This window comes from Neomicrococcus lactis (assembly GCF_014200305.1).
In the GTDB taxonomy this organism is placed as follows: domain Bacteria; phylum Actinomycetota; class Actinomycetes; order Actinomycetales; family Micrococcaceae; genus Neomicrococcus; species Neomicrococcus lactis.
Genome location: NZ_JACHBL010000001.1, coordinates 2,534,572 through 2,560,444 on the forward strand (window position 1 = coordinate 2,534,572; position 25,873 = coordinate 2,560,444).

Annotated in this window: 21 protein-coding genes and 2 pseudogenes; 14 read left to right on the forward strand and 9 right to left on the reverse strand. The window is 58.9% G+C overall.

Going from position 1 to position 25,873, the window contains the following annotated elements:
• Positions 1 to 5: 5 nt before the first annotated feature.
• Positions 6 to 1,427 carry an L-serine ammonia-lyase gene (locus BKA12_RS11510; protein WP_183644008.1) on the forward strand — a complete coding sequence of 474 codons (1,422 nt, stop codon included), beginning with the start codon at positions 6 to 8 and terminating at the stop codon, positions 1,425 to 1,427.
• A 25-nt stretch (positions 1,428 to 1,452) separates the two neighbouring features.
• The gene (locus BKA12_RS11515) at positions 1,453 to 2,688 is read left to right on the forward strand and encodes an MFS transporter (protein WP_338087518.1); all 1,236 of its coding nucleotides are present in this window, start codon (positions 1,453 to 1,455) and stop codon (positions 2,686 to 2,688) included.
• On the opposite strand, the gene BKA12_RS11520 is transcribed toward BKA12_RS11515, so the two are convergent.
• Positions 2,685 to 3,641 (reverse strand): L-lactate dehydrogenase, encoded by a 957-nt coding sequence (locus BKA12_RS11520; protein WP_183644011.1) that lies wholly within the window; start codon positions 3,639 to 3,641, stop codon positions 2,685 to 2,687. The genes BKA12_RS11515 and BKA12_RS11520 overlap by 4 nt on opposite strands.
• Before the next feature lie 116 nt (positions 3,642 to 3,757).
• On the opposite strand from BKA12_RS11520, the gene BKA12_RS11525 reads away from it, so the two are divergent.
• Positions 3,758 to 5,134 carry an FAD-dependent oxidoreductase gene (locus BKA12_RS11525; RefSeq protein ID WP_183644014.1) on the forward strand — a complete coding sequence of 459 codons (1,377 nt, stop codon included), beginning with the start codon at positions 3,758 to 3,760 and terminating at the stop codon, positions 5,132 to 5,134.
• Positions 5,135 to 5,225: 91 nt separating this feature from the next.
• Here the strand turns inward: BKA12_RS11525 and BKA12_RS11530 are convergent, their stop codons facing one another.
• Entirely contained in the window at positions 5,226 to 6,890 is a 1,665-nt protein-coding gene (locus BKA12_RS11530; RefSeq protein ID WP_183644017.1) for an alkaline phosphatase D family protein, read from the reverse strand.
• A gap of 62 nt (positions 6,891 to 6,952) precedes the next feature.
• Positions 6,953 to 8,473 (reverse strand): NAD(P)/FAD-dependent oxidoreductase, encoded by a 1,521-nt coding sequence (locus BKA12_RS11535; RefSeq protein ID WP_246361690.1) that lies wholly within the window; start codon positions 8,471 to 8,473, stop codon positions 6,953 to 6,955.
• A gap of 243 nt (positions 8,474 to 8,716) precedes the next feature.
• On the opposite strand from BKA12_RS11535, the pseudogene BKA12_RS11540 reads away from it, so the two are divergent.
• Positions 8,717 to 9,997 (forward strand): annotated as a pseudogene (locus BKA12_RS11540) (IS3 family transposase).
• A gap of 862 nt (positions 9,998 to 10,859) precedes the next feature.
• Here BKA12_RS11540 and BKA12_RS11545 read toward each other — a convergent pair.
• Entirely contained in the window at positions 10,860 to 11,060 is a 201-nt protein-coding gene (locus BKA12_RS11545; RefSeq protein WP_183644020.1) for a hypothetical protein, read from the reverse strand.
• A 456-nt stretch (positions 11,061 to 11,516) separates the two neighbouring features.
• Between BKA12_RS11545 and BKA12_RS11550 the strand changes: the two genes are divergently transcribed.
• The 3 genes and pseudogenes from BKA12_RS11550 to BKA12_RS12715 all read left to right on the forward strand — a co-directional run bounded on the left by BKA12_RS11550 (position 11,517) and on the right by BKA12_RS12715 (position 12,695).
• Positions 11,517 to 11,732: a hypothetical protein gene (locus BKA12_RS11550; RefSeq protein WP_183644023.1), complete on the forward strand. Its 216-nt coding sequence runs from the start codon at positions 11,517 to 11,519 to the stop codon at positions 11,730 to 11,732.
• 155 nt (positions 11,733 to 11,887) lie between these two features.
• Positions 11,888 to 12,529: pseudogene (locus tag BKA12_RS11555) on the forward strand (IS3 family transposase); the annotation flags it as partial.
• Positions 12,519 to 12,695 carry an integrase core domain-containing protein gene (locus tag BKA12_RS12715; RefSeq protein WP_416375713.1) on the forward strand — a complete coding sequence of 59 codons (177 nt, stop codon included), beginning with the start codon at positions 12,519 to 12,521 and terminating at the stop codon, positions 12,693 to 12,695. The pseudogene BKA12_RS11555 and the gene BKA12_RS12715, both read left to right, overlap by 11 nt.
• Before the next feature lie 55 nt (positions 12,696 to 12,750).
• Here BKA12_RS12715 and BKA12_RS11560 read toward each other — a convergent pair whose 3' ends face one another.
• The 3 genes from BKA12_RS11560 to BKA12_RS11570 form a co-directional block, all read right to left on the reverse strand.
• Complete coding sequence (locus BKA12_RS11560) at positions 12,751 to 12,930, reverse strand: hypothetical protein (protein WP_183644026.1); 180 nt, start codon at positions 12,928 to 12,930, stop codon at positions 12,751 to 12,753.
• Positions 12,931 to 13,087: 157 nt separating this feature from the next.
• On the reverse strand, positions 13,088 to 14,473 hold the full coding sequence (locus tag BKA12_RS11565; protein WP_221228091.1) for an aspartate aminotransferase family protein: 1,386 nt from the start codon (positions 14,471 to 14,473) through the stop codon (positions 13,088 to 13,090).
• A gap of 14 nt (positions 14,474 to 14,487) precedes the next feature.
• The gene (locus tag BKA12_RS11570; RefSeq protein ID WP_183644032.1) at positions 14,488 to 15,981 is read right to left on the reverse strand and encodes a CoA-acylating methylmalonate-semialdehyde dehydrogenase; all 1,494 of its coding nucleotides are present in this window, start codon (positions 15,979 to 15,981) and stop codon (positions 14,488 to 14,490) included.
• A 102-nt stretch (positions 15,982 to 16,083) separates the two neighbouring features.
• On the opposite strand from BKA12_RS11570, the gene BKA12_RS11575 reads away from it, so the two are divergent.
• Together BKA12_RS11575 and BKA12_RS11580 are read left to right on the forward strand one after the other, a co-directional pair.
• Complete coding sequence (locus BKA12_RS11575; RefSeq protein WP_183644035.1) at positions 16,084 to 17,745, forward strand: PucR family transcriptional regulator; 1,662 nt, start codon at positions 16,084 to 16,086, stop codon at positions 17,743 to 17,745.
• A gap of 38 nt (positions 17,746 to 17,783) precedes the next feature.
• Entirely contained in the window at positions 17,784 to 18,575 is a 792-nt protein-coding gene (locus BKA12_RS11580; protein ID WP_183644038.1) for a gamma-glutamyl-gamma-aminobutyrate hydrolase family protein, read from the forward strand.
• Between the two features lie 252 nt (positions 18,576 to 18,827).
• On the opposite strand, the gene BKA12_RS11585 is transcribed toward BKA12_RS11580, so the two are convergent.
• Together BKA12_RS11585 and BKA12_RS11590 are read right to left on the reverse strand one after the other, a co-directional pair.
• Positions 18,828 to 20,222 (reverse strand): aspartate aminotransferase family protein, encoded by a 1,395-nt coding sequence (locus BKA12_RS11585; protein WP_183644041.1) that lies wholly within the window; start codon positions 20,220 to 20,222, stop codon positions 18,828 to 18,830.
• Entirely contained in the window at positions 20,219 to 20,695 is a 477-nt protein-coding gene (locus BKA12_RS11590; RefSeq protein ID WP_183645088.1) for an Lrp/AsnC family transcriptional regulator, read from the reverse strand. Before BKA12_RS11590 ends, BKA12_RS11585 begins: the two co-directional genes overlap by 4 nt.
• A gap of 338 nt (positions 20,696 to 21,033) precedes the next feature.
• Between BKA12_RS11590 and BKA12_RS11595 the strand changes: the two genes are divergently transcribed.
• The 5 genes from BKA12_RS11595 (at position 21,034) to BKA12_RS11615 (ending at position 25,863) form a co-directional block, all read left to right on the forward strand.
• A complete protein-coding gene (locus tag BKA12_RS11595; RefSeq protein ID WP_183644044.1) occupies positions 21,034 to 22,278 on the forward strand; it encodes an ABC transporter substrate-binding protein in 1,245 nt (414 codons plus the stop codon).
• Between the two features lie 3 nt (positions 22,279 to 22,281).
• A complete protein-coding gene (locus tag BKA12_RS11600; RefSeq protein WP_183644045.1) occupies positions 22,282 to 23,451 on the forward strand; it encodes an ABC transporter ATP-binding protein in 1,170 nt (389 codons plus the stop codon).
• Entirely contained in the window at positions 23,451 to 24,422 is a 972-nt protein-coding gene (locus BKA12_RS11605) for an ABC transporter permease (protein WP_183644047.1), read from the forward strand. The genes BKA12_RS11600 and BKA12_RS11605 overlap by 1 nt, the downstream gene beginning before the upstream one ends.
• 20 nt (positions 24,423 to 24,442) lie before the next feature.
• Positions 24,443 to 25,240: an ABC transporter permease gene (locus BKA12_RS11610; RefSeq protein WP_183644049.1), complete on the forward strand. Its 798-nt coding sequence runs from the start codon at positions 24,443 to 24,445 to the stop codon at positions 25,238 to 25,240.
• A gap of 137 nt (positions 25,241 to 25,377) precedes the next feature.
• Positions 25,378 to 25,863 (forward strand): MarR family winged helix-turn-helix transcriptional regulator, encoded by a 486-nt coding sequence (locus tag BKA12_RS11615; RefSeq protein ID WP_183644051.1) that lies wholly within the window; start codon positions 25,378 to 25,380, stop codon positions 25,861 to 25,863.
• Positions 25,864 to 25,873 lie beyond the last annotated feature (10 nt).

Below are 25,873 nucleotides of genomic sequence, written 5' to 3' on the forward strand. Positions count from 1 at the left end.
CCCCCATGGCAATTAGCGTTTTCGACCTCTTTACGGTGGGTATCGGTCCATCGAGCTCACATACCGTGGGCCCAATGCGGGCCGCCTACCAGTTCGCTACCGCGTTGGTTGCGGAAGAGGCTGGAGCGCGCCATATTGATCGGCTGGCTGGACTGCGAGTGGATCTGTATGGTTCGCTCGCAGCCACCGGCCGCGGTCATGGAACCTTCACGGCCGTGCTCTTGGGCATTGAAGGCTTCCAACCGCACCTCATCCTCCCCGAACAGGTGGATGAGCGCATTGCAGATATCGAAGCGGGCAAACCGCTGCGCGTCTGCGCTGAACTGGGACACCGCAAGGACATCCAGTACGGCGTCCCAGACATGATTCAGCACCCGCTGACCGTTCTGGCGCGCCACACGAACGGCATGAAATTCCAAGCACTTGCCGAAGACGGCAGCGTGCTGGTGGAAGAAACGTACTTCTCCATTGGCGGCGGTTTCATTGTCAAAGAAGGCGAAGAAGACGCCCCCGCCAACGAAATCGAAGAGGATCTCAAGCAGATCCCGTACCCGTTCCGCACCGCCAAGGAACTCCTGGGCCACTGCCGGGACACCGGCTTGTCCATCTCGGAAATCATGATGGCCAACGAGGAAACCTTCCGTTCCAAGGAAGAAATCCGCGAAGGCTTGTTGCATATTTGGCAAGTCATGGAGGACTGCAAGGATTCCGCGCTCAAGCGCGACGGAATCCTGCCCGGAGGACTCAAGGTGCGTCGTCGTGCTCCCGAATGGCACGAAAAATTGCGCAAGGAAGACAAGGACCGGGACCCCAAGTATTGGCAAGAGTGGGTGAACCTCGTAGCGCTCGCCGTGAATGAGGAGAACGCCACCGGCGGCCGCGTGGTCACCGCGCCCACCAACGGCGCCGCGGGAATCATCCCGGCCGTGGGCTTCTACGCCACGCACTACTCGCCGGGCATCAGCTGGGCCACGAAGGAAGACAAGCAGGACGTGGTGGTCAAGTACTTGCTGGCCTCGGCCGCTATCGGCGTGCTGTACAAAGAGCAGGCTTCCATTTCTGGCGCCGAAGTGGGCTGCCAGGGTGAAGTGGGCTCGGCTTCCTCGATGGCGGCAGGCGGACTCGCGGAAATCCTCGGCGGCACCCCCGCGCAAGTGGAGAACGCGGCCGAAATCGCCATGGAACACAACCTGGGACTCACGTGCGATCCCATCGGCGGCCTGGTCCAGGTCCCGTGCATCGAGCGCAACGCGATCGCCGCATCCAAGGCCATCAACGCCGCGAAGATGGCGCTCATGGGCGACGGCGACCACCGTGTATCCCTCGACGAAGTCATCATCACCATGCGGGAAACCGGCAAGGATATGAGCGACAAGTACAAGGAGACCGCTATGGGCGGCCTCGCCGTTAACGTCGTGGAATGCTAAACGCTTCGAGGACGTTGTCGAAAAAGTGAATAATTCAACTTCAGGAGTGGCCTCTCGCGGGCTACTCCTGACCCTTTTGTGCCTCATGGGCGCCGGCCCGCTGCTCAACTACGGTCTGAGCACCACGTCCTCGCTCATCATTGATGATCTGCATATCACCGAGTCGCAGTTTGGATTGCTCGCGAGCATCGTGTTCGCAACCGCTGCGCTGTCAAGCGCTTGGCTAGGCAAAGTCGCCGACCACATGACGTTGCGCCGTCAGCTCTGGCTGATCTTCGGCGGAACGATGGTGGCCTTGGTGATCGCGGCGCTGTCACACTCCTATTGGCTGGTGCTCGTGGCCGCCGTCATCGCCGGCCCCACGCAAGCGATCTCCAACCCCACGACCAACAAGATCATTTCCCAATACGTCCCGGCGGAGAAGCGTCCAGGGTGGATCGGCGTCAAACAGTCCGGCGTGCAGGCCAGCCAGCTCTTCGCGGGGATCTTCTTCCCGCTCGCTGCACTGGTTGCGGGCTGGCAAGGCGCCATGGTTCTGGGCGCCGTGGTGGTTGCGTGGATGCTGTGGTTTGGCTTGCGGCAATTGCCGTCCGCGGCTCCCGAAATTTCTGTGAAGAACGACGCCGCCGCGTCACCTCTCGCGGCGAGCGCTTCAGGACGCTTGCCCTCCTTTGTGTGGTTGTTTGCGGCTTTCTCGCTCTTGTCCGGGCTGGGTATGCAAGCCACGAACGTTTACTTGCCGTTGTTCGCTGTGCGAGAGCTGAACTTTACGTTGGTGCTTGGTGGTCTGGCGGCCGGCTTGTCCGGCCTGATTGGCGTGGCTTCGCGCGTGTGGTGGGGCCGGCGCATGGCTACTGGCGGAACCGCCGGAGTATTGCTGTTGTTCATTGCACTTGGGGCCGTTGCAGGTGGCGCGAGTTTCTGGGCGGCGAGCGAATTCCGTCTTCCCGCACTGCTGTGGCTGGGCGTTGCCTTGCATGGTGTTACCGTCCTCGGCGCCAACGTGGTGGTGATGTCCGGCGTTATGAAGTACGTCCCGACCGAACGCGTGGGCGCTGCAACTGGCATTGTTTCCATGGGCATGTACACGGGCTTTGCTACAGGTCCGTTCCTCATGGGACTCCTGTTGCAATCCACATCCAATTTCACGGTGGGCTGGCTTGCCGTGGCGGGATGCTACGTCCTCTGTGGTGTGGTGGCGTTGGCGCTTATTCGCTCGCGGCGTCGTCGTATGGCAAGTGCTGAAGCGAGCGCACGCTAGCCAACCGCAACTTTCCCATATGCGTCCGTGACTGCCTCCGCGGAAGCGAGCAAGCGTCGTCGTTCTTCATCACCCCACGGCGTTCCCGCAACCGGAATGGCGCCCGCTGAACCCACACGGCACGGGACAGAGAGCGCCGCGCCACTGACGCCCTGATAGTCAGTGAGAACTGTTGAGACGGGCAGGATGGATCCTTCATCGCTCAGGATGGCTTCGACGATCCGCGCGCCGGACAGTCCAATCGCATAGTTGGTAGCTCCCTTGCCACGAATGACTTGGTAAGCGGCGTCGCGGACGTCAGTGGCAATGTGGTCCAGTTCCGCAGGGGAGAAGCGGCTCCCGTCAGGGTTGACCCAGTCCAGGATGGGCGACTGGCCGATGGTGGCGGATCCCCAGAGCGGAAACTCACTGTCTCCGTGTTCGCCCACAATCAGCGCGTGAACGCTCGACGTGGAAACGCCCGCCTTCTTCGCAAGCAGCCAGCGTAAGCGGGAAGTGTCCAAAACCGTGCCGGAAGAGAGGACACGTTGCGCGGGAAGCCCCGTGGCTTCTTGGGCCACCATGGTGAGGACATCACACGGGTTTGTCACGAGCACATAGATGGCATCCGGTGCGCGTTCAATCAGCTGGGGCATCAAGGACCGGAGCATCGCGGCGTTGGTGGCCGCTAGGTCCAAGCGCGTTTGACCGGGCTTTTGCTTGGCGCCGGCGGTAATGACCACCACGTTTGCGCCGGTGAGGACGTCAATGTCCGTGCCGCCAGTGATGTCACTCGAGCCAGTAAACTGCGTTCCGTGCGCGAGATCAAGCACCTCAGATGTCACTTTGGGGGCGTTGATATCAAAGAGCTGCACGTGGCGAGCGGAGCCTCTGATCAAGGCGGCGTAGGCCAACGAGGCGCCCACACTTCCGGCGCCCACAATGCCAAGCGTGGAGTTTTCGATCTGCGTCATAGTCCCCAGCTTGGCACATTCCGGTTACGACCGGGTGAACAGTGCGAATATTGTTTTCAGCAAGCGTGGTCTGAACCGCTCAGGTTTAGGCTCTTTCCTTTCCCCAAGGAGTCACCGTGCCGGTCAATGGCAATGTTTCATTTTGGTTCACGCAGACGGGTCTGCCCGTCGCCGCCAACGAGCTCGCGGGTAATGCGACCGCGGATGTGGTGATTGTGGGAGCGGGATACACGGGCTTGTGGACCGCCTACTACCTCAAGAAAGCGCGGCCGGAGCTGACCATTCGGATTCTGGAGTCGCGCTTCGCTGGGTTTGGTGCTTCGGGGCGCAACGGTGGCTGGCTGGCTAACACGATTACTGGCGGGCGCTTGGACTATGAGAAGCAGTATGGTCATGAGAAAGTGGCGCGTTTTCAAGAAATCCTGAATGAGTCCATTGACGAAGTCATCGCGGTGACGCAGCGCGAAGGCATCGACGCGGACATCGTCAAGGGCGGCGAGCTCTTGGTGGCGCGCAATCCGGCGCAGCTCGCGCGGCTCGAGAGCTACTTTGCCGAGGCTCAGCGCTGGCCAGAGGACGCGGTGCTTTTGGATGCTTTGCAGACGACGGCGCGCGTCAACGTGGCAGGCGCCGTGGGCGGCATGCACATTCCGTATTGCGCGCGGATCCACCCGGCGAAACTTGTGGTGGGTTTGGCGCGAAAAGTACGCGAGCTTGGCGTCCACCTTTATGAAAACACCACCGTCCTGGAAATCAAGCCGGGGGAGGCCGTCACGGACAAGGGCACGGTGCGGGCACCGCGTATTTTGCGAGCCACGGAAGGATTCACTGCCAATCTGAAGGGGCTGCACCGGGAGTGGTTGCCCATGAACTCCTCGATGATCGTCACGGAGCCGCTGACGCCAGAGATGTGGGACCAGATTGGGTGGGACGGCAAGGAAACCCTCGAGGACATGGCACATGCGTACGTGTACCTCCAGCGCACCGAGGACGGTCGTATAGCCATTGGCGGACGAGGCGTTCCATACCGGTTCGGTTCCAAGACGGACACGGACGGCACCACTCAAGACAGCACCATTGAGCTGCTCAACGGAATTCTCGTGGACATGTTCCCGGCGGTTGCTGGGGTTCGGATTGATCACGCGTGGTCCGGTGTTCTGGGCGTCCCACGGGACTGGAAATCAACGGTCTCGTATGACCCGGAAACTGGGCTGGGCTGGGCTGGCGGCTATGTAGGCACGGGCGTTACGGCAACCAATCTTGCCGGCCGGACGCTCCGAGACCTCGTGCTGGGGGAGCAGACCGAGATCACCACGCTTCCCTGGGTTAACCGTAAGGTCCGCAAGTGGGAAGTGGAGCCTTTGCGATGGGTGGCGGTGCAGGCCATGTATGCCATGTATTACCGTGCAGACACGGCAGAAAAGAAGAGCGGACATCCGCAAACGGCACTCCTTGCCCGAGTCGCGGACGCGGTATCCGGACGCGGGCACTGAGTGCCGCAGTGCGTGCCACAGTGCCTATCACAGTGAACAGGTAGTTTGAGGGGGAAGCGTGCGCGGCTCTACGCCGCGCACGCTCTCATACTTAGCGCTCGCGTGGCAATACGTTCGTGTACTGCACGTCACCGTTGGCGTTGACGAGCTTCACCGTGAACGTGGAGCCGTCGCCGGCTACGTCAACCTGGCCGAAGAACTGCCATTCGCCGTTGCGCGGTGAACCCATGACGGGGCCAGCCTTTTCGAAGACAGCCTTAGGGCCGAAGGTCCCATCAAGCTTGTTCGGGCCGAATGCTCCAGCGTTGATGGGGCCCGCAACGAACTCCCAGAACGGTTTGAAGTCCTTGAACGCTGCGCGCTCAGGGGAGTAGTGATGAGCCGCGCAGTAGTGGACGTCGCCGGTCAAGAAGACCACATTCTTGATGTCGTCATCCTTGATGGCCTTGAGCAAGCGAGCCAACTGGAGTTCGCGGCCTAATGGCTTGCCGTTCTCCGCATTGGAGATGGACTCTTGGCCCTTGCCATCAGGAACAATCAAGCCGAGCGGAAGATCGTTGCCGATCACCTTCCACGTTGCCTTGGACTGACGCAGACCCTTGATGAGCCACTGCAGTTGAGTCTCGCCGAGGATATCCGTCTCGTGCGTTTCCAAACCATCGGTGTTCGCACCCTTGAAGGTACGCATGTCCAACGCGAAGATATCCAAGTGCGCGCCGCGCTCAATCTTGCGGTAGATACGGTCAGGCTCAAAGCCTGTGCCGCGGGCCAACGCCTTGGTATCCGCAATTGGCATGTATTCCTGCCATGCGCGACGGCCGCGAGCAGCCAGCGTGTTGACATCGCGAACGGTGTAGCGAGGATCCTCAAGGACTTCGCCGGCCCACCAATTGTTGGTGGTCTCATGGTCATCCCACTGTGCGATGACCGGAACTTCGGCGTACATGGCGCGCAGGTTCTCGTCCATCATGTTGTAGCGGTGGCGGCCGCGGAATTCATTGAGGGTTTCGGCTACCTTGGAGACTTCCTCCGTTACGAGGTTGTGCCAGATGTCGCCGTTCGGTTCTTTCATGGTGGCAGAGATCGGGCCGTCAGCGTAGACGGTGTCACCGGAGTGCAAGAAGAAATCAGGCTTCACTGCGTGCATAGCCGCGTAGCCGCGCATGCCCCCGATCTCAGTGTTGATGCCGTATCCCTGGCCAGCTGTGTCCGCCGTCCACACGAAGCGCTGGGCCGCGGTTTTAACTTCGAGGCCCTTTGCGTTGCCCTTGAACCGGCCGTTGCCGATTCCGGCACCTGGTGCCGTGGTAAACGATCCCTTCTGGACCTCGCCCATACGGCCGTTTTCGTCCTCAAAAGAGAAAGACACCTCAAAGTGCGTGTTGGAGGGGAGATCCTTAGCCATGATTTTGGCGGTGTGGTCAGTCGCGTCTGTGACCCAGCCGGAAGTCAAGCGGATGGCGCGGGCGAAGCGGCCGCGAAGTGCGGAACCGTCTGCGTCGAGAACACGGAGGGTGGCATGCAGGCGCCCCGTGCCTGAGGTGCGGGCCCACAAGACTGCGGATTCCGAAGTGACATCACCGGTGGCAACGCGGGAAGGCAGGGTCAAACGACGCGAGACGAGGGACGCGGCGCCGGTGTAGGGGGAGGCGAGAGCGGGAGATGAGGCGGCAATCGCGCCAGACGCGGCGACTGCGGACGTGATCAGGGCGGACTTTACAAGGGTGCGGCGGTCTACGCCAGAGAGATTGTTCACCGCTTTAGTCCACGCCTTCAGGGTGGCCAGAGCGTAAAGCTCAGGTAAATTTCGGGCGACGCTTAGGAATCAAACCCCATGCCCACCGCGTCCATGGCCTTGAGCCACAGCCCTCGCTTGCCCTCGCGACGATCCGCTCTCACCATAGCTGCGGTGGTGATTTTAACGCCGGTCCAAGCGATGGGTTCTGGCGGGAAGGGGATGGGCTTCTTGCGTACCATTTCCAACTCCGTGAGTTTCGTGCGCTCGCCGGATAGCAGATCCAGCATGACCTTCGCGGCAAAGCGCGTAGCTCCCACGCCGAGGCCCGTAAATCCGCCCGCGTACACCACACGACCACCAAACGAGCGATCAAAGAAGGAGAAAAAGCGGCTGCACGTATCGATCGCGCCGCCCCACGCGTGCGAAAAGCGCACGTCATCGAGGTCTGGGAAGAGTGCCGCGAAGTGCTTCGCCAATTTCAGGTACGTTTCTTCTGAATTCAAGTATTCGCTGCGCATGGCCCGCCCGAAGTGATAGACGGCGTCGTACCCTCCAATCAAAATCCGGAACTTGCCCTCCGCATCCAGCGTGGGGCGCACGTAGTGGAAGCGGTTATTGAGGTCGGCGAGCCCCTCCATTCCGGCCCAGCCCACGGCCGCTCGCTGCGCATCCGTGAGCGGCTCCGTCATGAGCGCGTAGTCGTACACGGGGACCGTGTAGAGGCGGTTCCGCCGAATCAGGTTGGGGAAGATATTAGTAGCCAACGCAACTAGGTTGGCATGCACCGTACCGTTGTCAGTATCCAGTACGACGACGCTGCTCGCCTCCCCATCACGACGTTGCGTCGCGGGGGACTCACGCAGGTGACGCACTGGGGTGTGTTCGAATATGCGCACACCGAGATCCAGACATACGCGCTTGAGGCCCCACGCGAGTTTGGCGGGGTGCACCATCACGGTGCCGGTCGCGTGGAATGCGCCAACATAAGCGAGGGGAGTGTTGATGCGGGCGCGGGCTTCCGGGCCGTCCAAGAATTCGGGGCCGTGCTCGGATGGTATGACGTCGGACGGCTGGGCTTCGTCTTGGAGCCACTGAACTTGGTGTTTTTCGGTGGCGATTTCCATCATGCCGGAATGGGTGAGATCGCAGTCGATCTTGTAGCGCTCGATCGTTGCTACGAGCTCTTCGAGATTCTCGTCGCCCAACTCAATGAGGCGTTCGTTTTCCTGAGGAAGGTGCTTCTCACCGTTGGATTCTCCATGGGTGATGGATGCTTCGCAGAATCCGCCATTGCGGCCGGAAGCAGCCCAGCCGCATTCGGCGGCTTCAAGCACAACGACATCACGTTGGGGATCGCGTTCCTTGGCAATGAGTGCCGTCCAGAGCCCGGTGTAGCCGCCGCCCACCACGGCCAGATCCGTGGTGATGTCCTCGAGAAGGGGATGTTGCGCGGCCGGTTTGTCGGGATGATCCAGCCAGTAGACGGAACGCTTGGCGCCCGCCAAGTTTCGCTCCGCATGCGAGTCAGGGATTAAACGTTCAGCGCGGTCAAAGGAGGTTTCCCTGTTCTTTGACCGCGCTGAATCTGGCTGAAACATCATCACTAAATACTAGCCATTTATGATGTGGTTCACGGGTGCGAGGTTGGCCTAGCGCTCGTTGGTCTTGTCTGTGATGGGGTGCTACGTGTCGGCGCTGTGGGAAGTGACTATTTGTTATTGAATTGCGATCTTTCGCGTATTGTGTGGGGCGACTGCGGTCTATAGGTTGAGCGTATCTGTTGTGATGGTTGAAGCGTCCTAGGTTTGATGCCGCTCCTGTTTGAGTCTAGGAGAATGAGCAGTATGTCTAAGATCATCGATCCGGAAGTGAAAGCGCGCGCCGTGCGTCTTGTCACGGAGCACTCGCCGGAGTATCCGTCGTTGACGGCCGCGGTCACGGCTGTAGCGAAGCAGCTCGGTGTGGGGAAGGAGTCGTTGCGTCGTTGGGTGATCCAAGCCCAAGTCGATACCGGCGAACGCGGAGGCGTCACAACGAACGAGCAGTCTGAGATCAAGCGGCTCAAGGCCGAGAACCGGCGGCTGCGAGAAGACGTGGCAATCCTTCGAGCGGCAACAACTTTCTTCGCGGGGGAACTCGAGACCCGCAACCGTTGATGGCTGCGTTCATTGATCAGATGAACGCAGCTGGGTTCGCGGTCGAGTCGATCTGCCGGGTCTTGCGCGAGCAGGGGATACCAGATCGCCGCGAGAACCTACCGCTACTGGAAACAGGGTGCGGTGGCGGCCAGAACGATGACCGACGCGCTCGTGGTCGACAAGGTCCGCGACCTGGCATGGACCACCACTGCGTCCGGGCAGCGCACGATGACGCCCGAGGGCCTCTACGGTCGGCGGAAAATGACCGCACTGGTGCGCCGTCAGCCCGGTTTCGTGAACGCTTCCGCAGGGGCTGTTGATCGGGCGATGACCCTTCTGGGGCTCGCTGGGGTACGCCGGGACAAGGGAATCCGCACCACGATACCGGGCAAAGACGGCACTCGGGCCGGTGACCTGCTCGACCGGGATTTCACCGCCCCACGGCCAGACCACACCTGGGTCATGGACTTTACCTACGTGAGGACCTGGGCAGGATTCTGCTACGTCGCGTTCATCGTTGACGTGTTCTCGCAACGCATTATTGCCTGGCATGCCGCTACCAGCATGCACACGAATCTGGTGCTCATCCCATTACGGATGGCTGTATGGCAGCGTGAGCGAGAAGGCCACCCGATCCAGCCCCGTTCGTTGCGGGCCCACTGCGATGCCGGGTCCCAGTACACGTCGCTGCGCTACACCGAACGCCTTGCGCTCGAGCAGATCCAGCCCTCGATCGGGGCCGTCGGGGACGCTTACGATAATGCGCTCATGGAAAGCATCAACGGCCTCTACAAGGCCGAGTGCATCCGCACCACGATCTTCCACTCAGCTCCTTACAAAACCCTCGCCGACGTCGAGTACGCCACCGCCGGCTGGGTCGATTGGTACAACAACCGACGCTTCCACTCCAGCTTGGGATATATTCCCCCTATGGAGTTCGAAACCGCCCACTACGCGACCTTCAACCGAGAGCCGCAACCCGCATGAAAGCGGCAAAAAACCTAGTGCGCTTCAGTTGGATCTACTCATCAACAAGGAGACCAGACAAGGCCCGGGGTCGATTAGCCGCCACAATAGCAGGCGTATTTATTCCAAAGTATGCGGGAGTATTTCTCCGGGGTGCATCGGGAAGGCTGAGAGCTGTTGGGGGCGTGGTGGACGGAGTGCGTGGCTATTTGTATAGCAACGCAGTTCAAACCGCATTTGAGGGTTCCAGGAAGGCGAGAAATCCACGGAAGGGAAGTGGTAAATGGTATAAATCGCAGGTTAGAAAGATTCAATCGATAAAACCAAAAATACGGAGCTATCGTGCTTACGCTTTTTGAAATGACAGTATTCGGCAGTCTTCTATTGGTAGTAACTTACTTTGTTACCATCGCTTCCCTTCTTCTTGACATGTCGTCTCGAAAATATGGGCAGGGGCAGTATTCGTGGCTTGAATTTTCGGTGATGCTCTCAATGGGTTCGATAATTCTTCCTTTAGCCGTTTGGTTGCGTCAAGAAGTGGAATTTGGATATGCCCTTCCGTACTTCTCGTGTGGATTGCTTGGGCTGCTATTGATGACTGGTTTTCGGCCGCTAACGGCACCCTATTCGTTAATTGAGGAGAAAGGTCAAAATAGACATAGTTTGTGGTCCCGAATACGAGGCAACCTGGTTGCTTGCTGGGTTACATCAATTCTTCTCATGTTCGCCTACTCGGCTATTTATCCACAAATTACGGGGGTAACACCTGTGCGCCCTTTCTAAAAGTAGGGACTAAACCGTGAACCGTCCCGGGAATTATGCCGCCTGTTTCCTGGCGGCGTCGTCGGGTAACTTGCCAATTTGTTGATCACAATATGTCTGCTCAAATTCCTCTGCGGTTTGGTGACCAAGGCGGAATGGAGGCGTTCGTTGTTGTACCAGTGGACCGCTCGAAGACGATCTTCACCACGTCGGTTTCGGTCTTCGGCGCCCCAGCTCGAAATGGTGAATCCTTCGCGACGGCCTCGTTCTTGAACAGCCCCATCACCGTCTCGGCAGCGGCATTTTCATGGGCATCAACCACGCTGCCAATGGAGGATTGCGGGCACTCAATACACCTCTACTGAGCTCAAAGATGTCTTGTCACAGGCTGGTATGAGGGGATCTATCGGGACGGTGGGCGAATCCCTCTTAACCGGCTATTCCGCTCCTGATCCCTTGAAACGACACGCCGCGACGCCGAATGTTCGCAGCATCGGTGGGTCGCGGATGCAACCTGTGTCGCATGACGGACAAGAAAATCCTGCGGCTCGAGCGGCGTGATGGTGAGTGGGTACTCGCGGGTGAGGACGCGGTCCGGTTCGGGCTGGTAGACGACTACCTCGCGCATCTACTGGATCGGAACTACTCGCCGGCTACGGTGAACCGTACTGGGTTTGGTAGACACTCATGATTGATCGGAGAATGAGTTATGCCCAGTGGAGTGAAGTACGACACAGCGTTTCGGGAGCGTGCGGTCCGGTTGTTGCAGGAACGGCGCATGGAGTTTCAGGAAGAGTTTTTAGCGGCTTCGGTCCGGCAGGTTGCTGGCGTGATGGGGATGTCGGTTGTCTCGTTGCGTGGCTGGTTACGCGCGAGTGTTCCGGGCCTGCCAGGCGCGGTGAGTGTGGATTTGGCGAGCGAGAATCGCCGGTTGAAGCGGGAGCTTGTTGAGGCGAAGCGGGCGAACGAGATTCTGCGTTCGGCAGCGTCTTAATCCGTAAACGGTGCTCGAGGCCCCACGGGGTTGATCGTGAAATTCATTGATCAGTTTCGGGATCGTTACGCCGGTCTTGCCGATCTGCACGGTACTGACGCGCCATGCTGGTGTGAAGATCGCCCCGAGCACCTACTACGGCGTTCAAGTCCCGACCAATAAGCGCCAGAACTCGACGTGAGACTGAGCTTGTGCCGGTTGTGAGGCAGCTGCATGAGCGTCATTACGTGGTGTATGGGATTGTGAAAATGTGGCATGCACTCAAGCGTGAAGGCCATGTTGTGGGTCGTGATCACGTGGCTCGATTGATGCGGTTGGCTGGTGTGCGTGGGGTGGTTCGGGGAAGGAAACCGGTGACCACGGTCTGTGATCGGGACGCTGTAAGGTTTCCTGATCTAGTCAAACGCGGCTGGAATGTCACCGAGTTGAACACCGTCTGGGTGGCTGATTTCACCTATGTGCGTGTCCCGTCAGGTTTTGTGTATGTCGCGTTCATTACCGATGTGACCTCGCGCAGGATTCTGGGCTGGAATGTTGATAGTTCACGGCGCACCCCGTTGGTGACCACGGCATTGAATCATGCCTTGATGGTGCGCCGCACGGGTGGTCAACGATTTAGCGTCAAACGCCTCATTCACCATTCAGATGCCGACACTCAATACACGTCCGCCGAGCTCAAAGATGTCTTGTCACAGGCTGGTATGAGGGGTTCAATCGGGACGGTGGGCGACACGCTAGATAACGCGTTGATGGAATCCAAGATCGGTTTGTATAAGAGAAGAACTCATTCACGCGAGGAAACGGAAAGTATGGGGCTCTGTACAAGAAGTCGAAACAAGCACCGCACAGTGGGTGCACTGGTTCAACACCATGCGCGTGCACTCGAGCATCGGGTACCAAACGCCCACCGAATTCGAGAACAACTACAACCAACAAACCACGCCTGAAACCCTCAGTGCGTGAACACAAACTGTCTACCACACCCAGTACGGTTCATTACGAGGGCGCGTTTTAGGATTTATGACTTGTCGCGAATCTTCTCGTCGCGGCGAATCTGGCCAATTTCTTTATCCGCGGCTTTGGAGCGCTTCATGCAGCCGGCAATGAACGCCTTGATGACAAGTACTAGCAATACAGCAATGGCGATTGCTGCGATCAAAGTGACTACTTCGATCAAGTGCCACGAGTTCAGACTCATGTTTTACCCTCATCCCCCTGAAATCTTGAGATTCAGGGTAACGGCTGCATGAGGCATCCGTCGAGAACCCTTCTCGATACTCCTAAACTATTGAAGGCGCGGTCCGCGATAATTCGGTCCGCGCCTTCAATCAGCCTCCAGCTCGCAGTGAGACGAACTAACTCACGTACTTGTCCGTGACTTCGAGAGCTTCGTCGATAGCGTCGAGTGCTTGTTCTAAAACCTCGTCCGGAATATTCAGCGCCGGCACCACGTGAATGCGGTTGAAGTTCGCGAACGGGAGAATGCCCTTAGCTTTGAGGGCGCCAATGAGTTCGTTCATTTCAGGGCTGGAGCCGCCGTAAGCGGCCATGGGTTCCTTGGTCTCACGGTTCTTCACGAGCTCGATCGCCCAGAAGACGCCCGCGCCGCGTACATCGCCAATGGATGGATGGCGTTCCATCATTTGAGCCAAGCGCGGACCAATGATGTCTCGACCCAAGCGTTCGGCGTTTTCGATCATGCCCTCTTCTGCCATGACGCCGATGGCGGAAACGGCCGCAGCACAAGCGAGCGGGTGACCCGAGTAGGTGAGTCCGCCTGGGTACACGCGATCACCGAAGGTCTCGAAGATGGCATCCGACATTGCCACGCCGCCTAGCGGAACGTAGCCGGAGTTCACGCCCTTTGCGAAGGTCAAGAGATCAGGCGTGATGTCCCAGTGGTTAATCGAGAACCACTTTCCGGAACGGCCAAAACCGGCCATGACCTCGTCCGCGATGAACATGATGCCGTGCTTTTTGGTGAGTTCGCGAACGCCCTCAAGGTACCCGGCCGGCGGCATGTAAATACCGGCCGTTCCCGGGATGGACTCCAAGATCAGTGCCGCGATGTTCTGCGCGCCTTCAAGAACAATCATGTCCTCAAGGTGGCGCAAGGCGCGTTCCGTCTCTTCGGCCTCCGTGGTGGAACCAAAGTATGAGCGGTAGGTGTACGCGGGCATGAAGTGCACCACGCCGGAATTGCCGTAGTCGTTAGCCACGCGGCGAGGGTCGCCCGTGACGTTGACGGCCAGCTGCGTGCCGCCATGGTAGCTGCGGTATGCCGACAACACTTTGTAGCGGCCGGTATGAAGCCGCGCCATGCGAATGGCGTGCTCCACGGCGTCAGCTCCACCGTTCGTGAAGAACACGTGGTTCAGATCGCCCGGCGTGCGCTCGGCAATTAGGCGAGCCGCTTCAGAACGCGCAATGTTCACATGCTGCGGGGCGATGGTGCAGATCTGTGCGGCCTGCTCCTGGATCGCTGCCACGACCTTGGGGTGCTGGTGCCCAATGTTGGTGTTGACTAGCTGGCCGGACATATCGATCAGCTTGTTGCCATCACCGTCCCACACGTAGGAACCCTCGGCCTTAAGAATCGTCATGGGCTTGAACGGGCCCTGAGCCTGCCACGAGTGGAACACGTGCTCGCGGTCCAGCTCATATGCGCGCTTGCCGGCCTCGATGAGCTCTGCGGACACCTCGGTGTCCGTCAAAGTATCTGGGGTGAGATCCGTAGTCATCTGTTCAGTCCTCATTAATCGTTCTGCGGGAAGCCCAAGTTGATGCCGCCGTGGCTTGGGTCAAGCCACTTGGTGGTGACTACCTTGCCGCGCGTGAAGAAATTGACGCCTTCCATGCCGTGAGCGTGGGAATCGCCGAAGAGCGAGTTCTTCCAGCCACCAAAGGAGTAGTACGCCATCGGCACCGGAATAGGCACGTTGATGCCTACCATGCCCACTTGAACCTCGTTCTCGAAGCGGCGAGCTGCGCCACCGTCGTTGGTGAAGATCGCGGTGCCGTTGCCGTACTGGTTGGCGTTGATGAGGGCCAAGCCTTCGTCATAGCTTGGAACGCGAACCACGGACAACACGGGACCGAAGATCTCGTCCGTGTAGATGCTCATCTCTGGCGTGACATGGTCAAACAGCGTGGGGTTCAAGAAGTAGCCCTCGCCGTCCGCGTCTGGCGTAGCCTTGCGGCCGTCTAGCACCACGGTTGCGCCGGCGGCCTCGCCAGCGTCAATGTAGCCGGACACCTTGTCGCGATGCTGCGAGGTAATGAGTGGTCCCATGTCGCAGCCACGCGTACCGTCGCCCACCTTGAGGGTCTTGGTGCGCTCGGCAATCTTCGCCACGAGCTCGTCCGCGACGGACTCCACAGCAACCACTACGGAGATGGCCATGCAGCGCTCGCCCGCAGCACCGTAGCCGGCGTTGACGGCGGCGTCGGCGGCGAGGTCAAGATCGGCATCTGGAAGCACCAACATGTGGTTCTTCGCGCCACCCAAAGCCTGCACGCGCTTGCCGTGCGCGGTGCCGCGCTCGTAAACGTACTTCGCAATCGGCGTGGATCCCACAAACGAGACCGACTGAATCTTAGGGCTCTCCAAGAGCGTGTCCACGGCTTCCTTGTCACCGTGCACCACGTTGAAAACGCCAGCCGGAAGGCCAGCCTCTTCCCACAGCTTCGCCATCCAGTTCAGTGCGGACGGGTCCTTTTCGGACGGCTTGATGACCACGGTGTTGCCGGTGGCAATAGCTAGCGGGAAGAACCACATCGGCACCATGGCCGGGAAGTTGAACGGGGAAATGATGGCAACAGGGCCCAAAGGCTGGCGAATCGAGTGCACGTCGATCTTCGTCGAGGCATTCTCGGTGTACGCGCCCTTGAGAAGGTGCGGGATTCCGCATGCGAGCTCTACGACTTCCTGGCCGCGGGACACTTCACCCAATGCATCGGCGAGTACTTTGCCGTGCTCGCGCGTCAAGATCGCGGCGAGTTCATCCTTGCGAGCGTTCAAAAGCTCGCGGTAAGCGAAGAGCACCTGGACGCGGCGCGCAAGAGAGGTGTCGCGCCATGCGGGGAACGCGGCGGCGGCAGCGTCGATCGCCTGTTCAACCACGGCCTTGCTGGCTAGCTCAACTTGCCCAATGACTTCGCCAGTTGCGGGGTTGTGAATATCGCCCAAGCGCGCATCCGCTGCCGGTGCGGTGAGTTCTCCGTTGATCCAGTGAGTAAGGGTGTTCACGCTATTCCTCTCGATAACAACTTCTCTTTCCTCGATTGTTTCGTGGCCGCGCTCACACCGATACCCACAACTTGTAAACAAAATCCGACTAATATTGACAACATGCAAACAATTGCCTCGATTTTGGCGCTCGATACCGTCATGAGAGGCGAACCAGAGCTCCTCCTGGGCTCGGAAAGACTCAACGACCCCGTGCGTTGGGTTCACGTCGCCGGCACCCGCGACCTCACCGGTCTCCTCCAAGGCGGCGAACTTGTGCTCGCGACCGCCGCCATCGCCTCGCCAACTGCCGCGAGCGCTCGCAATTTTCTGGAAGCCCTTGCGCAAGAGGGCGCGGCAGCTCTGTTCGTCGAGGCGCCGGATTCACGTCCTGAGTACGACGACGCAGCTCGGCTTCTTCAGAACGCCGCGGCCCAGGTGGGGGTTGAGTTCCCGGTAGTTCAGCTGCACCGGGAAGTGCGGTTCGTGGAGATCACGCAAAGCGTGCATGAACTGATCGTGGCCGAGCAGTTCAGCAAGGTTGAACGCGCCCGCCAACTTCATGAGGAGTTCATGAATCTCAGCGTGAGGGGCGCCAGCCAAGAGGACATCGTGGAAGCCGCCGCTCGGCTGGTGGGTGAGCCCGTGATTCTTGAAGATCGTCAGCACAGGGTGCTGTCATGGTCAGCGAACTCGGACCGTGCGCTAGAGCCGTGGACCCGCCACGAACCACTCGAAGAGGTCGCCCTCGAACTTCATTGGATCCGCAGCGATGTGGGAGTGGGCGGTCACCACTGGGCGCAACTTGTCATTCCCCTGCAGGAAGCGACGAACCATCGTGATGAGGAGTGGGCGTCGGATGCTGTCTTGGTGCTCGAGCGCGCGGCCCAAGCCTTGACTATCAGCCGGCTGGCTGGCCGTGACGAGCGAGCAGTCGTGCAGCGTGCACGATCAGCCTTCCTCAGCGACGCGGCTACCACCGCGGGACTCAGCGCCGTGCGCCGTCGTGAACTCAACGTGCGCGCGCAAGCCCTGGGTCTCGGAAGTGCACAGCGGTACTTGCCTGGCGTCGTCGTACTCAAAGAGGAAATACCGCAAGCCGCCGAACATCCCTCGCGACGCTATGCGCCGGGGGAGCGGCAGAACCAAGAAATTGAACTGATTGAGCACCTATACCGCACCGCCGCAGCACGACGGATTCCATTGCTGGCGGCCACCACCACCAGCGGTCAAGTAGGGGTTCTGGTAGGTCTTGGCGCGGTCGCGGAGGGTACCGCTGCCCGTGCCGCGGAAGACCAGACGCTCGCTGAGATATTTGCGTCCGTGGATATGACTGCCCTGCGGATCGGGGTGGGGGATAGTGCTGTGGAAGCAGTCGACGCCGCCGCTGGACTGGCCGCCGCCGCGAAAGTGGCACACACGGCGGCCTCGCTCATCTCCCCAACGCACTCGTTCTACAGGACAGTAGATTTGCGGCTGCACGGATTGCTCTCGCAGCTCGCTGAAGACCAGCGAGTGGCGGATTTCGTGGAAGCGGAACTGGGCGCGCTACTGCATCCCGTGGATGAGCCAGCGCTCGAACTGCTCACCGCGTTCATTGAAGCCGGCGGAAACCGCTCGATTGTGGCACGCGAAAAGTTCTTATCCCGGCCAGCCGTGTATGCCCGGCTTGCGCGCATCGAAGAGCGGTTAGGGGTGTCCTTGGAGGATGCCGCCTCGAGAACCTCGCTACATGTGGCGCTGCTGGCCAGAGAAATCAGCGATGGACGAACATCACCTTCATGATTCCCAGTCAGAGCGCAACTCCGGAGTAACCTATCGGAATGGATGAGAATCGAACGCCTCTCGAGGTTCACCCAGTGATTGGGCTGTCCTACGCGCGCTCCGCACCTTCCTATTCGGACGAATACCGCAGCCAAATCATTGAGTTGGCCGAGCGAGTCCAGAGCTACCTTTTGGCCGGTGGCGCCGACGTCATCATGCTGGACGCAAGCGTTGACGGTGTGCCGGACATGCACCGACTCGACGGCGTGGTGGTCATGGGTGGCGGCGACGTCGACCCGGAGCTCTACCACTCCGAAGGCGACCCATCGATCTCCTTTGTGGACGCAGCCGCGGACCGTTTTGAATCCTCGTTGATTCGCCGAGCCGTGGAAAGTTACACGCCGGTCCTTGGAATATGTCGCGGCATGCAGGTCATGAACGTAGCTTTCGGCGGAAGCCTCATTGAAGATTTGGGTGCTGAGTCTATGCACCGGTCCGGTTCTTCGGAGACGTCCATGGTGGATCATCCGGTGCAGATCGTGGAAGATTCCTTGCTGTTTTCGCTGATGCGGACGCCGGAAATTCAGGTGCGCTCTTCGCACCACCAAGCCGTGCAGCGGCTCGCGAACACTCTTCAAGTGAGTGCGTGGGCTGAGGATGGCGTGGTGGAAGCGATCGAAGCGAAGCACCAGCCCGGCGTGGAGACGCCGTGGGTGCTCGGCGTGCAGTGGCATCCCGAGGATAAGGGCACCGTTCCAGGGCAGCTTGAGACGCTGACTTCGGCGTTAGTGAAGGAAGCGGAGCGCAATCAGCTGCGCAAGAGCGACTTGATGAGCGCTCAGAGTCACTAGGATTCAGCTGTTTTTTCGTGTGTTTTCGTGGGGGCTATAGCTGTAGCCCCCCGTCTTTTGTGCGGCCCAAATCAGTAGTACAAACCGCGACTTTAAGAAGTAACGGCGACGGTAATCCAAGCCCTCAAAGGTGCTTAGGAAACCGTCGCCGTTAGTCCGCAGAATGGTTGTGGTCACGCTGCGAACGTCCGACTCGCGCAGGGTCTCGCCCGAACACGCGCCGGAAGTATTTAGTTGAACGAAATCTAGTTATTAGATCTTAGTACTTGCTTCGGTCAACACGCTACGCAGGATGCCCTCAATCTCGTCAAACTCCTTTTGACCGATCGTGAGTGGCGGCGCCAACTGGATGACGGGGTCGCCACGGTCATCCGCGCGGCAGTACAAGCCGGCGTCGTAAAGTGCGGTGGACAGGAAGCCGCGGAGCAAGCGCTCCGACTCGTCGTCGTTGAACGTTTCCTTGGTTTCCTTGTCCTTCACAAGCTCGATGCCGTAGAAGTAGCCTGCACCGCGAACGTCGCCAACAATCGGCAGATCCAACAACTTGGACAGCGTTGCCTTGAAGGCATCCGCGTTGTCCTTGACGTTCTGGTTCAGGCCTTCTCGCTCCATGATGTCCAGGTTGGCCATGGCAACCGCGGCAGACACTGGGTGACCGCCGAAGGTGTAGCCGTGGTAAAACGTGGTGTCGCCCTTGGTGAATGGTTCAAAGAGCTTGTCAGAAGCGATCATGGCGCCGATAGGGGAGTAGCCGGAGGTCAGGCCCTTGGCGCACGTGATGATGTCCGGGGTGTAGCCGAAGTCAACGCAAGCGAACATGGAGCCGATGCGGCCGAAGGCGCAAATGACTTCGTCAGAGACCAAGAGGACGTCATACTCGTCGCAGATCTCACGCACGCGCTGGAAGTATCCGGGAGGTGGTGGGAAGCAACCGCCTGAGTTCTGAACTGGTTCCAAGAACACGGCCGCTACGGACTCGGCGCCTTCGAACTCGATGGCTTCGCGAATACGCTCTGCCGCCCAGATGCCGAAGTCCTTCTCGTTGTCTTCGAACTGCTCCGGAGCGCGGTAGAAGTTGGTGTTCGGAACGCGGAAGGTGCCGGGAACCAAAGGCTCGAACGGCGTCTTCATACCCGGCAAGCTGGTGATGGCCAAAGCGCCCTGAGGGGTGCCGTGGTAGGCGAGCGCACGGGAAATGACCTTGGTCTTGCCCGGCTGACCCTGAAGCTTCCAATACTGCTTAGCCAGCTTGAATGCGGACTCCACGGCCTCGCCGCCACCTGTTGTGAAGAACACGCGGTTCAGGTCCCCAGGAGCGTAGTCAGCGAGACGTTCGGCCAAGTCAATGGCAGGTTCATGGGCGTAGGACCACAGTGGGAAGAAGGACAGCTTCTTGGCCTGCTCTTGAGCAACGGCGGCGAGCTCTTCGCGACCGTGACCCACCTGAACTACGAACAAACCGGACAGGCCATCGATGTAGCCCTTGCCCTTATCGTCGTAAATCATGTGGCCTTCGCCGCGCGTGATCACGGGGACGTTGCCGCCGCCCACGATGCCGCTGTGGCGAGCCATATGCATCCACAAGTGGTCGCGAGCGGCCTGTTGGCGGTCCGTTCCCTTGGGAGTAGTGCTGTTGGACGTTGTCATGGTGTACCCCAGTTATAGATTTGTTTGCGGAGCGAGAGATACATGAAGGTCTCAGTCTCTCGAACGTTTTTGATGGCTCGGATTTTGTGGATGATGTCCAGCAGAGCGTGGTCGTTTTCGCACACCACTTCCGCGAGGACATCGAATTTGCCGGCCGTCACCACGCAATAGTCAACGGCTGAGAGTCTTGCGATCTCGTCAGCTGTTTCAACCATGTCGCCCGAGCAGCGCACGCCGATCATGGCGTGGCGTGGGAAGCCGAGTTGGAGTGGATCCGTCACGGCCACGATCTGGATCACCTTTGAATCAAGAAGCTTTTGGACTCGTTGACGCACGGCGGCTTCGGAAAGACCAACGGCCTTGCCGATGGACGCATAGGAGCGACGGCCATCTTCTTGAAGGTGGCCAATAATGTCTTTACTCAGGTCATCGAGCGGGAACCGATCCGCCGCGAATGACTCCGCGTACTCGATACGCGCCCCGGGCGCTGCCCGGTCGCCGGCTTCACTTGCCACGCGCTATCTACCTCCTGGAAATCTGAGATGTGTCTCGAGCGTAGCGAGAAAAGTTTCCAATGGAAAGAGGAAAACGTCATCCAATTCTGAGACGTGCAACGGATTTCGTCGTCGTAACAAAAAATTAACACTTAAACTATTGTCACGGCCCCGTAGTGCTGGCATGATTCTTTTCGATCTCCCGTTGCGTGGCGTCACCAAGAGTTCGTGAAAAAGTTGGCGAAAATGGTGGCCGCCGCAAGACGCCAGATACCGTCCGTTCCCAAGGTTCGGCCCAGCTATTTAGGAGTCCACACATGACCACGCGACGCCCACTCGATCAGCATCCAGATCCGCGCATTCGTGCCATCATCAAATCCCAAATGAACCGACGCTCTCTCCTCTTGGGCGCTGGCGGGCTTGGACTTGCGGGAATGCTCTCCGCGTGCGGTACTTCGGGATCCGCGTCCAATTCCTCTGCTACCGGATCAGCAACGGCCGCGGGTCCATCTGCTGCAATTGACAAGTCCGCAACGGAAAAGACCGTTTCATGGGCCAACTGGACCCTCTACTTGGACTATGACGAAACCACGAAGTCCTACCCATCCCTTGCCGAGTTTGAAAAGCAGACCGGCATCAAGGCGAATTACGCCGAAGACATCGATGGCAATGACTCTTACTACGGCAAGGTCCAGGCGCAGCTCGCTGCAGGCCAAGACATAGGCCAGGACATCATCACGCTCACTGACTGGATGGCCGGCCGCGTGATCCGCCAGGGCTACACCCAAGCGTTTGATCTCGCCAACATTCCAAATGCCAAGAACCTTCGTTCCGCACTCCAGAATGTGGACTGGGATAAGGGTCGCAAGAACTCGTTGACGTGGCAGACCGGCTTTGCTGGCATCGCTTGGAATAAGGAAAAGATTCCGGGCGGACTCAAGACGATCGACGACCTGTGGAAGCCAGAGCTCAAGGGTCGTGTTGAGGTCCTCGACGAAATGCGCGACACCATGGGTCTGCTCATGATGGCCGACGGCGTAGACATCGCAGGTTCTTGGGGCGACACCGAATTCGATAAGGCGCTCGAGACTTTGACGAAGCAGATTGACTCCGGCCAGATCCGCCAGGTCAAGGGCAACTCCTACAAGGAGGACCTCGTCTCCGGCGATGCGCTGGCAGTCATTTGCTGGTCCGGCGATATCACCCAGCTCAACTTTGAGAATGACGACAAGTGGGAGTTCGCCATTCCGGAATCCGGTGGCACCCTGTGGAGCGACAACATGATGATTCCCATCGGTTCGCAGCACAAGAAGAACGCTGAAGAGCTCATGAACTACTACTACGATCCCGAGGTTGCTGCGACCGTGGCCGCCTACGTGAACTACATTTCACCGGTTGAAGGCGCCAAGGAAGCCATGGAAAAGGTTGATCCTTCGCTTGTGGACAACAAGCTGATTTTCCCATCGGACGAAGACCTCAAGCAGGTTCACGCGTTCCGCAGCTTGACCCCTGAAGAAGAAACCAACTTCGGCAACAAGTTCCAGACCGCGATTGGCGTCTGATAGATGAGCCACACGTCACCAAGTACGGCCGCCGTCTCGATCGTCAAAGATCCCGGTAAAGACGGCGGCGCCGATCTCCACCTTCAGAATGTCTCGAAGCGCTTCACGGACTTCACTGCCGTTGATGATTTGACGCTGACGATTCCTGCGGGCTCGTTCTTCGCCTTGCTGGGGCCTTCGGGCTGCGGCAAGACCACCACTTTGCGAATGGTCGCAGGACTGGAACATCCCACGTCAGGCACCATTTCGATTGGTGGCGAGGACGTCACGCAGTTGCCTTCGCACAAGCGTCACGTGAACACCGTGTTCCAGTCATATGCATTGTTCCCGCATATGAACATCCTGGAGAACGTCGCGTTCGGATTGAAGCAGCGCAAGGTGAGGAACGCGCAAGAGCTCGCCAAAAAGGGCCTTGAAATGGTGGAACTGGGCCATTTGGCGGCCCGCAAGCCAGTTCAGCTCTCCGGCGGTCAGCAGCAGCGCGTGGCCTTGGCCCGCGCACTCGTGAACCGTCCGGCGGTGCTCTTGTTGGATGAGCCGCTCGGCGCGTTGGACATGAAGCTTCGCCGTCAGATGCAGGTGGAGCTCAAGGCTATTCAGACGGAAGTTGGCCTGACCTTCGTTCACGTCACTCATGACCAGGAAGAAGCCATGACCATGGCGGACATCGTCGCGGTCATGAATCAGGGCAAGGTCGAGCAAATGGGCGCACCCCGCGAGCTCTACGAACTTCCCAAGACGGCCTTCGTCGCCAACTTCCTCGGCAAGTCCAACCTCATGAAGGGTCACGTTGCGGAACAGCGCGACGACCTGTTGGGCGTGGACATTGCCGGCTCTCGTGTGTGGGTTCCGGCTTCCCGTACGACGACGCAGGCTGGCGATATCGTGGTCGGCGTACGTCCCGAGAAGATGCGGATTGGGCACATGGGGGAACTTGATATCCCTGCAGACCACAATCAGCTGACCGGCACCATCATCGACGCTTCCTTCACGGGTGTCTCCACCGAGTATTTGGTGGACGTTCCAGGCGTCGGTGTCCTTGGAACCTTTACCCAGAACCTTGGCCAAGATACCGGCCAGCGCGGTGACAAGGTCGCCCTGTCCTGGGAACCGGAGTTCTCCTTTGGTCTCGACGGCGACGATGACACTACCGCAGGTATTGAGGGCGCGTGATGAGTGACATCAACACCGTGAAAGGTCCTGACGTTAGATCAGACTCAGCGGGGCTTCGGAAGTCTAAGAAAGACGATGACTTCCGGAGTCCAGAAGAAATTGCGGCCGAGAAGAAGCGTGGTCGAGTAGGTCAGGCGCTGGTGCTCCCGGGCTTCATCTTCTTGTTGCTCTTCTTTGCGGCCCCCGTCGTCGTCATGCTCGCCATGTCGCTTTACACCAAGCCGCCAGGGGCGGATATTGGTGAGTTCGCGCCAGCGTTGCAATTCAGCAACTATGCCGACGCTATTTCGCAGTACTGGGAACCGCTCCTGCGCTCCTTCGGCTTTGCAGCGATCGCCACGATTCTTGCTCTGCTGATTGGCTATCCCATGGCTTATCTCGTGGCCGTGAGACTTCGCGCGCACCGGCTCTTGTCTTCGATTTTGCTGGTTCTTCTCATTGCGCCTTTCTTCTCTTCCTTCATTTTGCGTACGCAAGCGTGGAAGCAGATCTTGGCGGATGAAGGTCCCGTGGTTTCTATTTTGCGTGCCATCGCGATTCTTCCGCCAGATGGGCGACTCACGGCATCGGCGGTGGCAGTGGTTGCAGGTTTGACCTACAACTTCTTGCCCTTCATGACCCTACCGATTTACGCGAGCCTCGAACGCATGGACACCCGCCTCATCGAGGCTTCGGGCGACCTGTACGCTTCGCCGTTTACGACGTTCCGTAAGGTCACGTTGCCGCTGTCCATGCCGGGCGTTTTCGCTGGCACCTTGTTGACCTTCATCCCGGCCTCCGGTGACTACGTCAACGCAGCGATCTTGGGCAACAACCGGGATACCACCATGATCGGTCAGGTCATCGACTCGCGGTTCTTCCGCATCGTGGACTACCCCACGGCGTCGGCGCTCTCCGCCATTCTGATGGTGGCGATCCTGATCCTTGTGATGCTCTATATCCGCCGCTTCGGCACTAAAGATCTTTTCTAAGAAAACTTCCAGGAGAACTGATGAAATCGAACATTGGTCGATGGATCATCCCGATCCTCGGGGGTCTCGCCTTCGTATACCTGCTGGTGCCGATCGCGTACATCTTTGCCTTTTCGTTCAACGACGCCGGCCGTACCAACCTCACATGGCGTGGCTTCACCCTCGAGAACTGGCAGAATCCCTGCGGTGCGCCGCAGATCTGTGAAGCACTCGGAAATTCGTTGCAGGTGGGCATCGTGGCTACGATTGTCGCCACCATCTTGGGTACTTGCATTGCATTGGGTCTGGTGCGCTACAAGTTCAAGTTCCGCAACACAGCGGACCTCTTGATCATCCTTCCGCTAGCCACTCCAGAAGTGGTGCTTGGTGCCTCGCTCTTGGCCCAGTTCCTCAACCTCGGTTGGGACCTCGGCTTCGTGACGGTGGTCATCGCTCACATCGTCTTCTGCATGTCCTTCGTAGTGGTGACCGTTCGGGCACGTGTTTCCGGTCTGGATCCGCGTCTGGAAGAAGCAGCTGGAGACCTGTACGCATCGCCCCTGAAGACGTTCTGGAAGGTCACCTTCCCGCTCTTGCTTCCAGGCATCGTCGCCGCGGCGCTCTTGAGCTTCGCTATGAGTTTTGACGACTTCATCATCACCAACTTCAACTCTGGCAACTTCGATACGTTCCCGAAGTTCATCTACGTGGCAGCTGCTCGCGGTATCCCAGCCCAAGCCAACGTGATCGGTTCGGCGATGTTCATCGTGGCTCTGCTGATCGTGGTGATCGGCGAAGTAACGCGCTACCGCCGTGAAAAGGCGCTGACTTCCAAATAGGAGTGAGCTAGGAATTAGCGTGAGATGGGGTGGTCACATATACGGTGACCACCCCATCTCCGTGACATCCACCACGAGATGTAACACTGTAAGTGCGATTTTCCAGTGAATAAGTGAAGTTGTGAGATTATTAGCCCATGAGCGAACCACGGTGGCTGACCCCGCAAGAGCGCGAAGCGTGGCTTGCTGTACTCGCGGTGACCATGCATCTGCCGAGCAAGCTGGATTCTGACCTCCACACGCACGCGCGCATCACGTTGTTTGATTACAACGTGATGGCCATGCTGTCTGAAGCAGATGATCAGGCGTTGCCGATGAGCGAATTGGCTATCCGCACCAACGCGTCGCTCTCTCGGTTGTCTCACGTGGTGAAGAAGCTCGAGAAGCTCGGTTGGATGGAACGGACGCAGTCCGACGTGGATGCTCGCGTCACCATGGCGCACTTGACCGAAGACGGCTTCGCGCGGCTCGAGGAGCTCGCTCCTCACCACGTTGAGTCCGTTCGAGACTTGCTGTTCGACAAGCTCGAGAATGAAGATGTGCTTGAATTGGCTCGCATTGGGCGCAAGATCACACGCTCGCTTGCTCCAGATCACTGGATTTTCCGGGAAGACTCGGTTTGAGCTACACGGG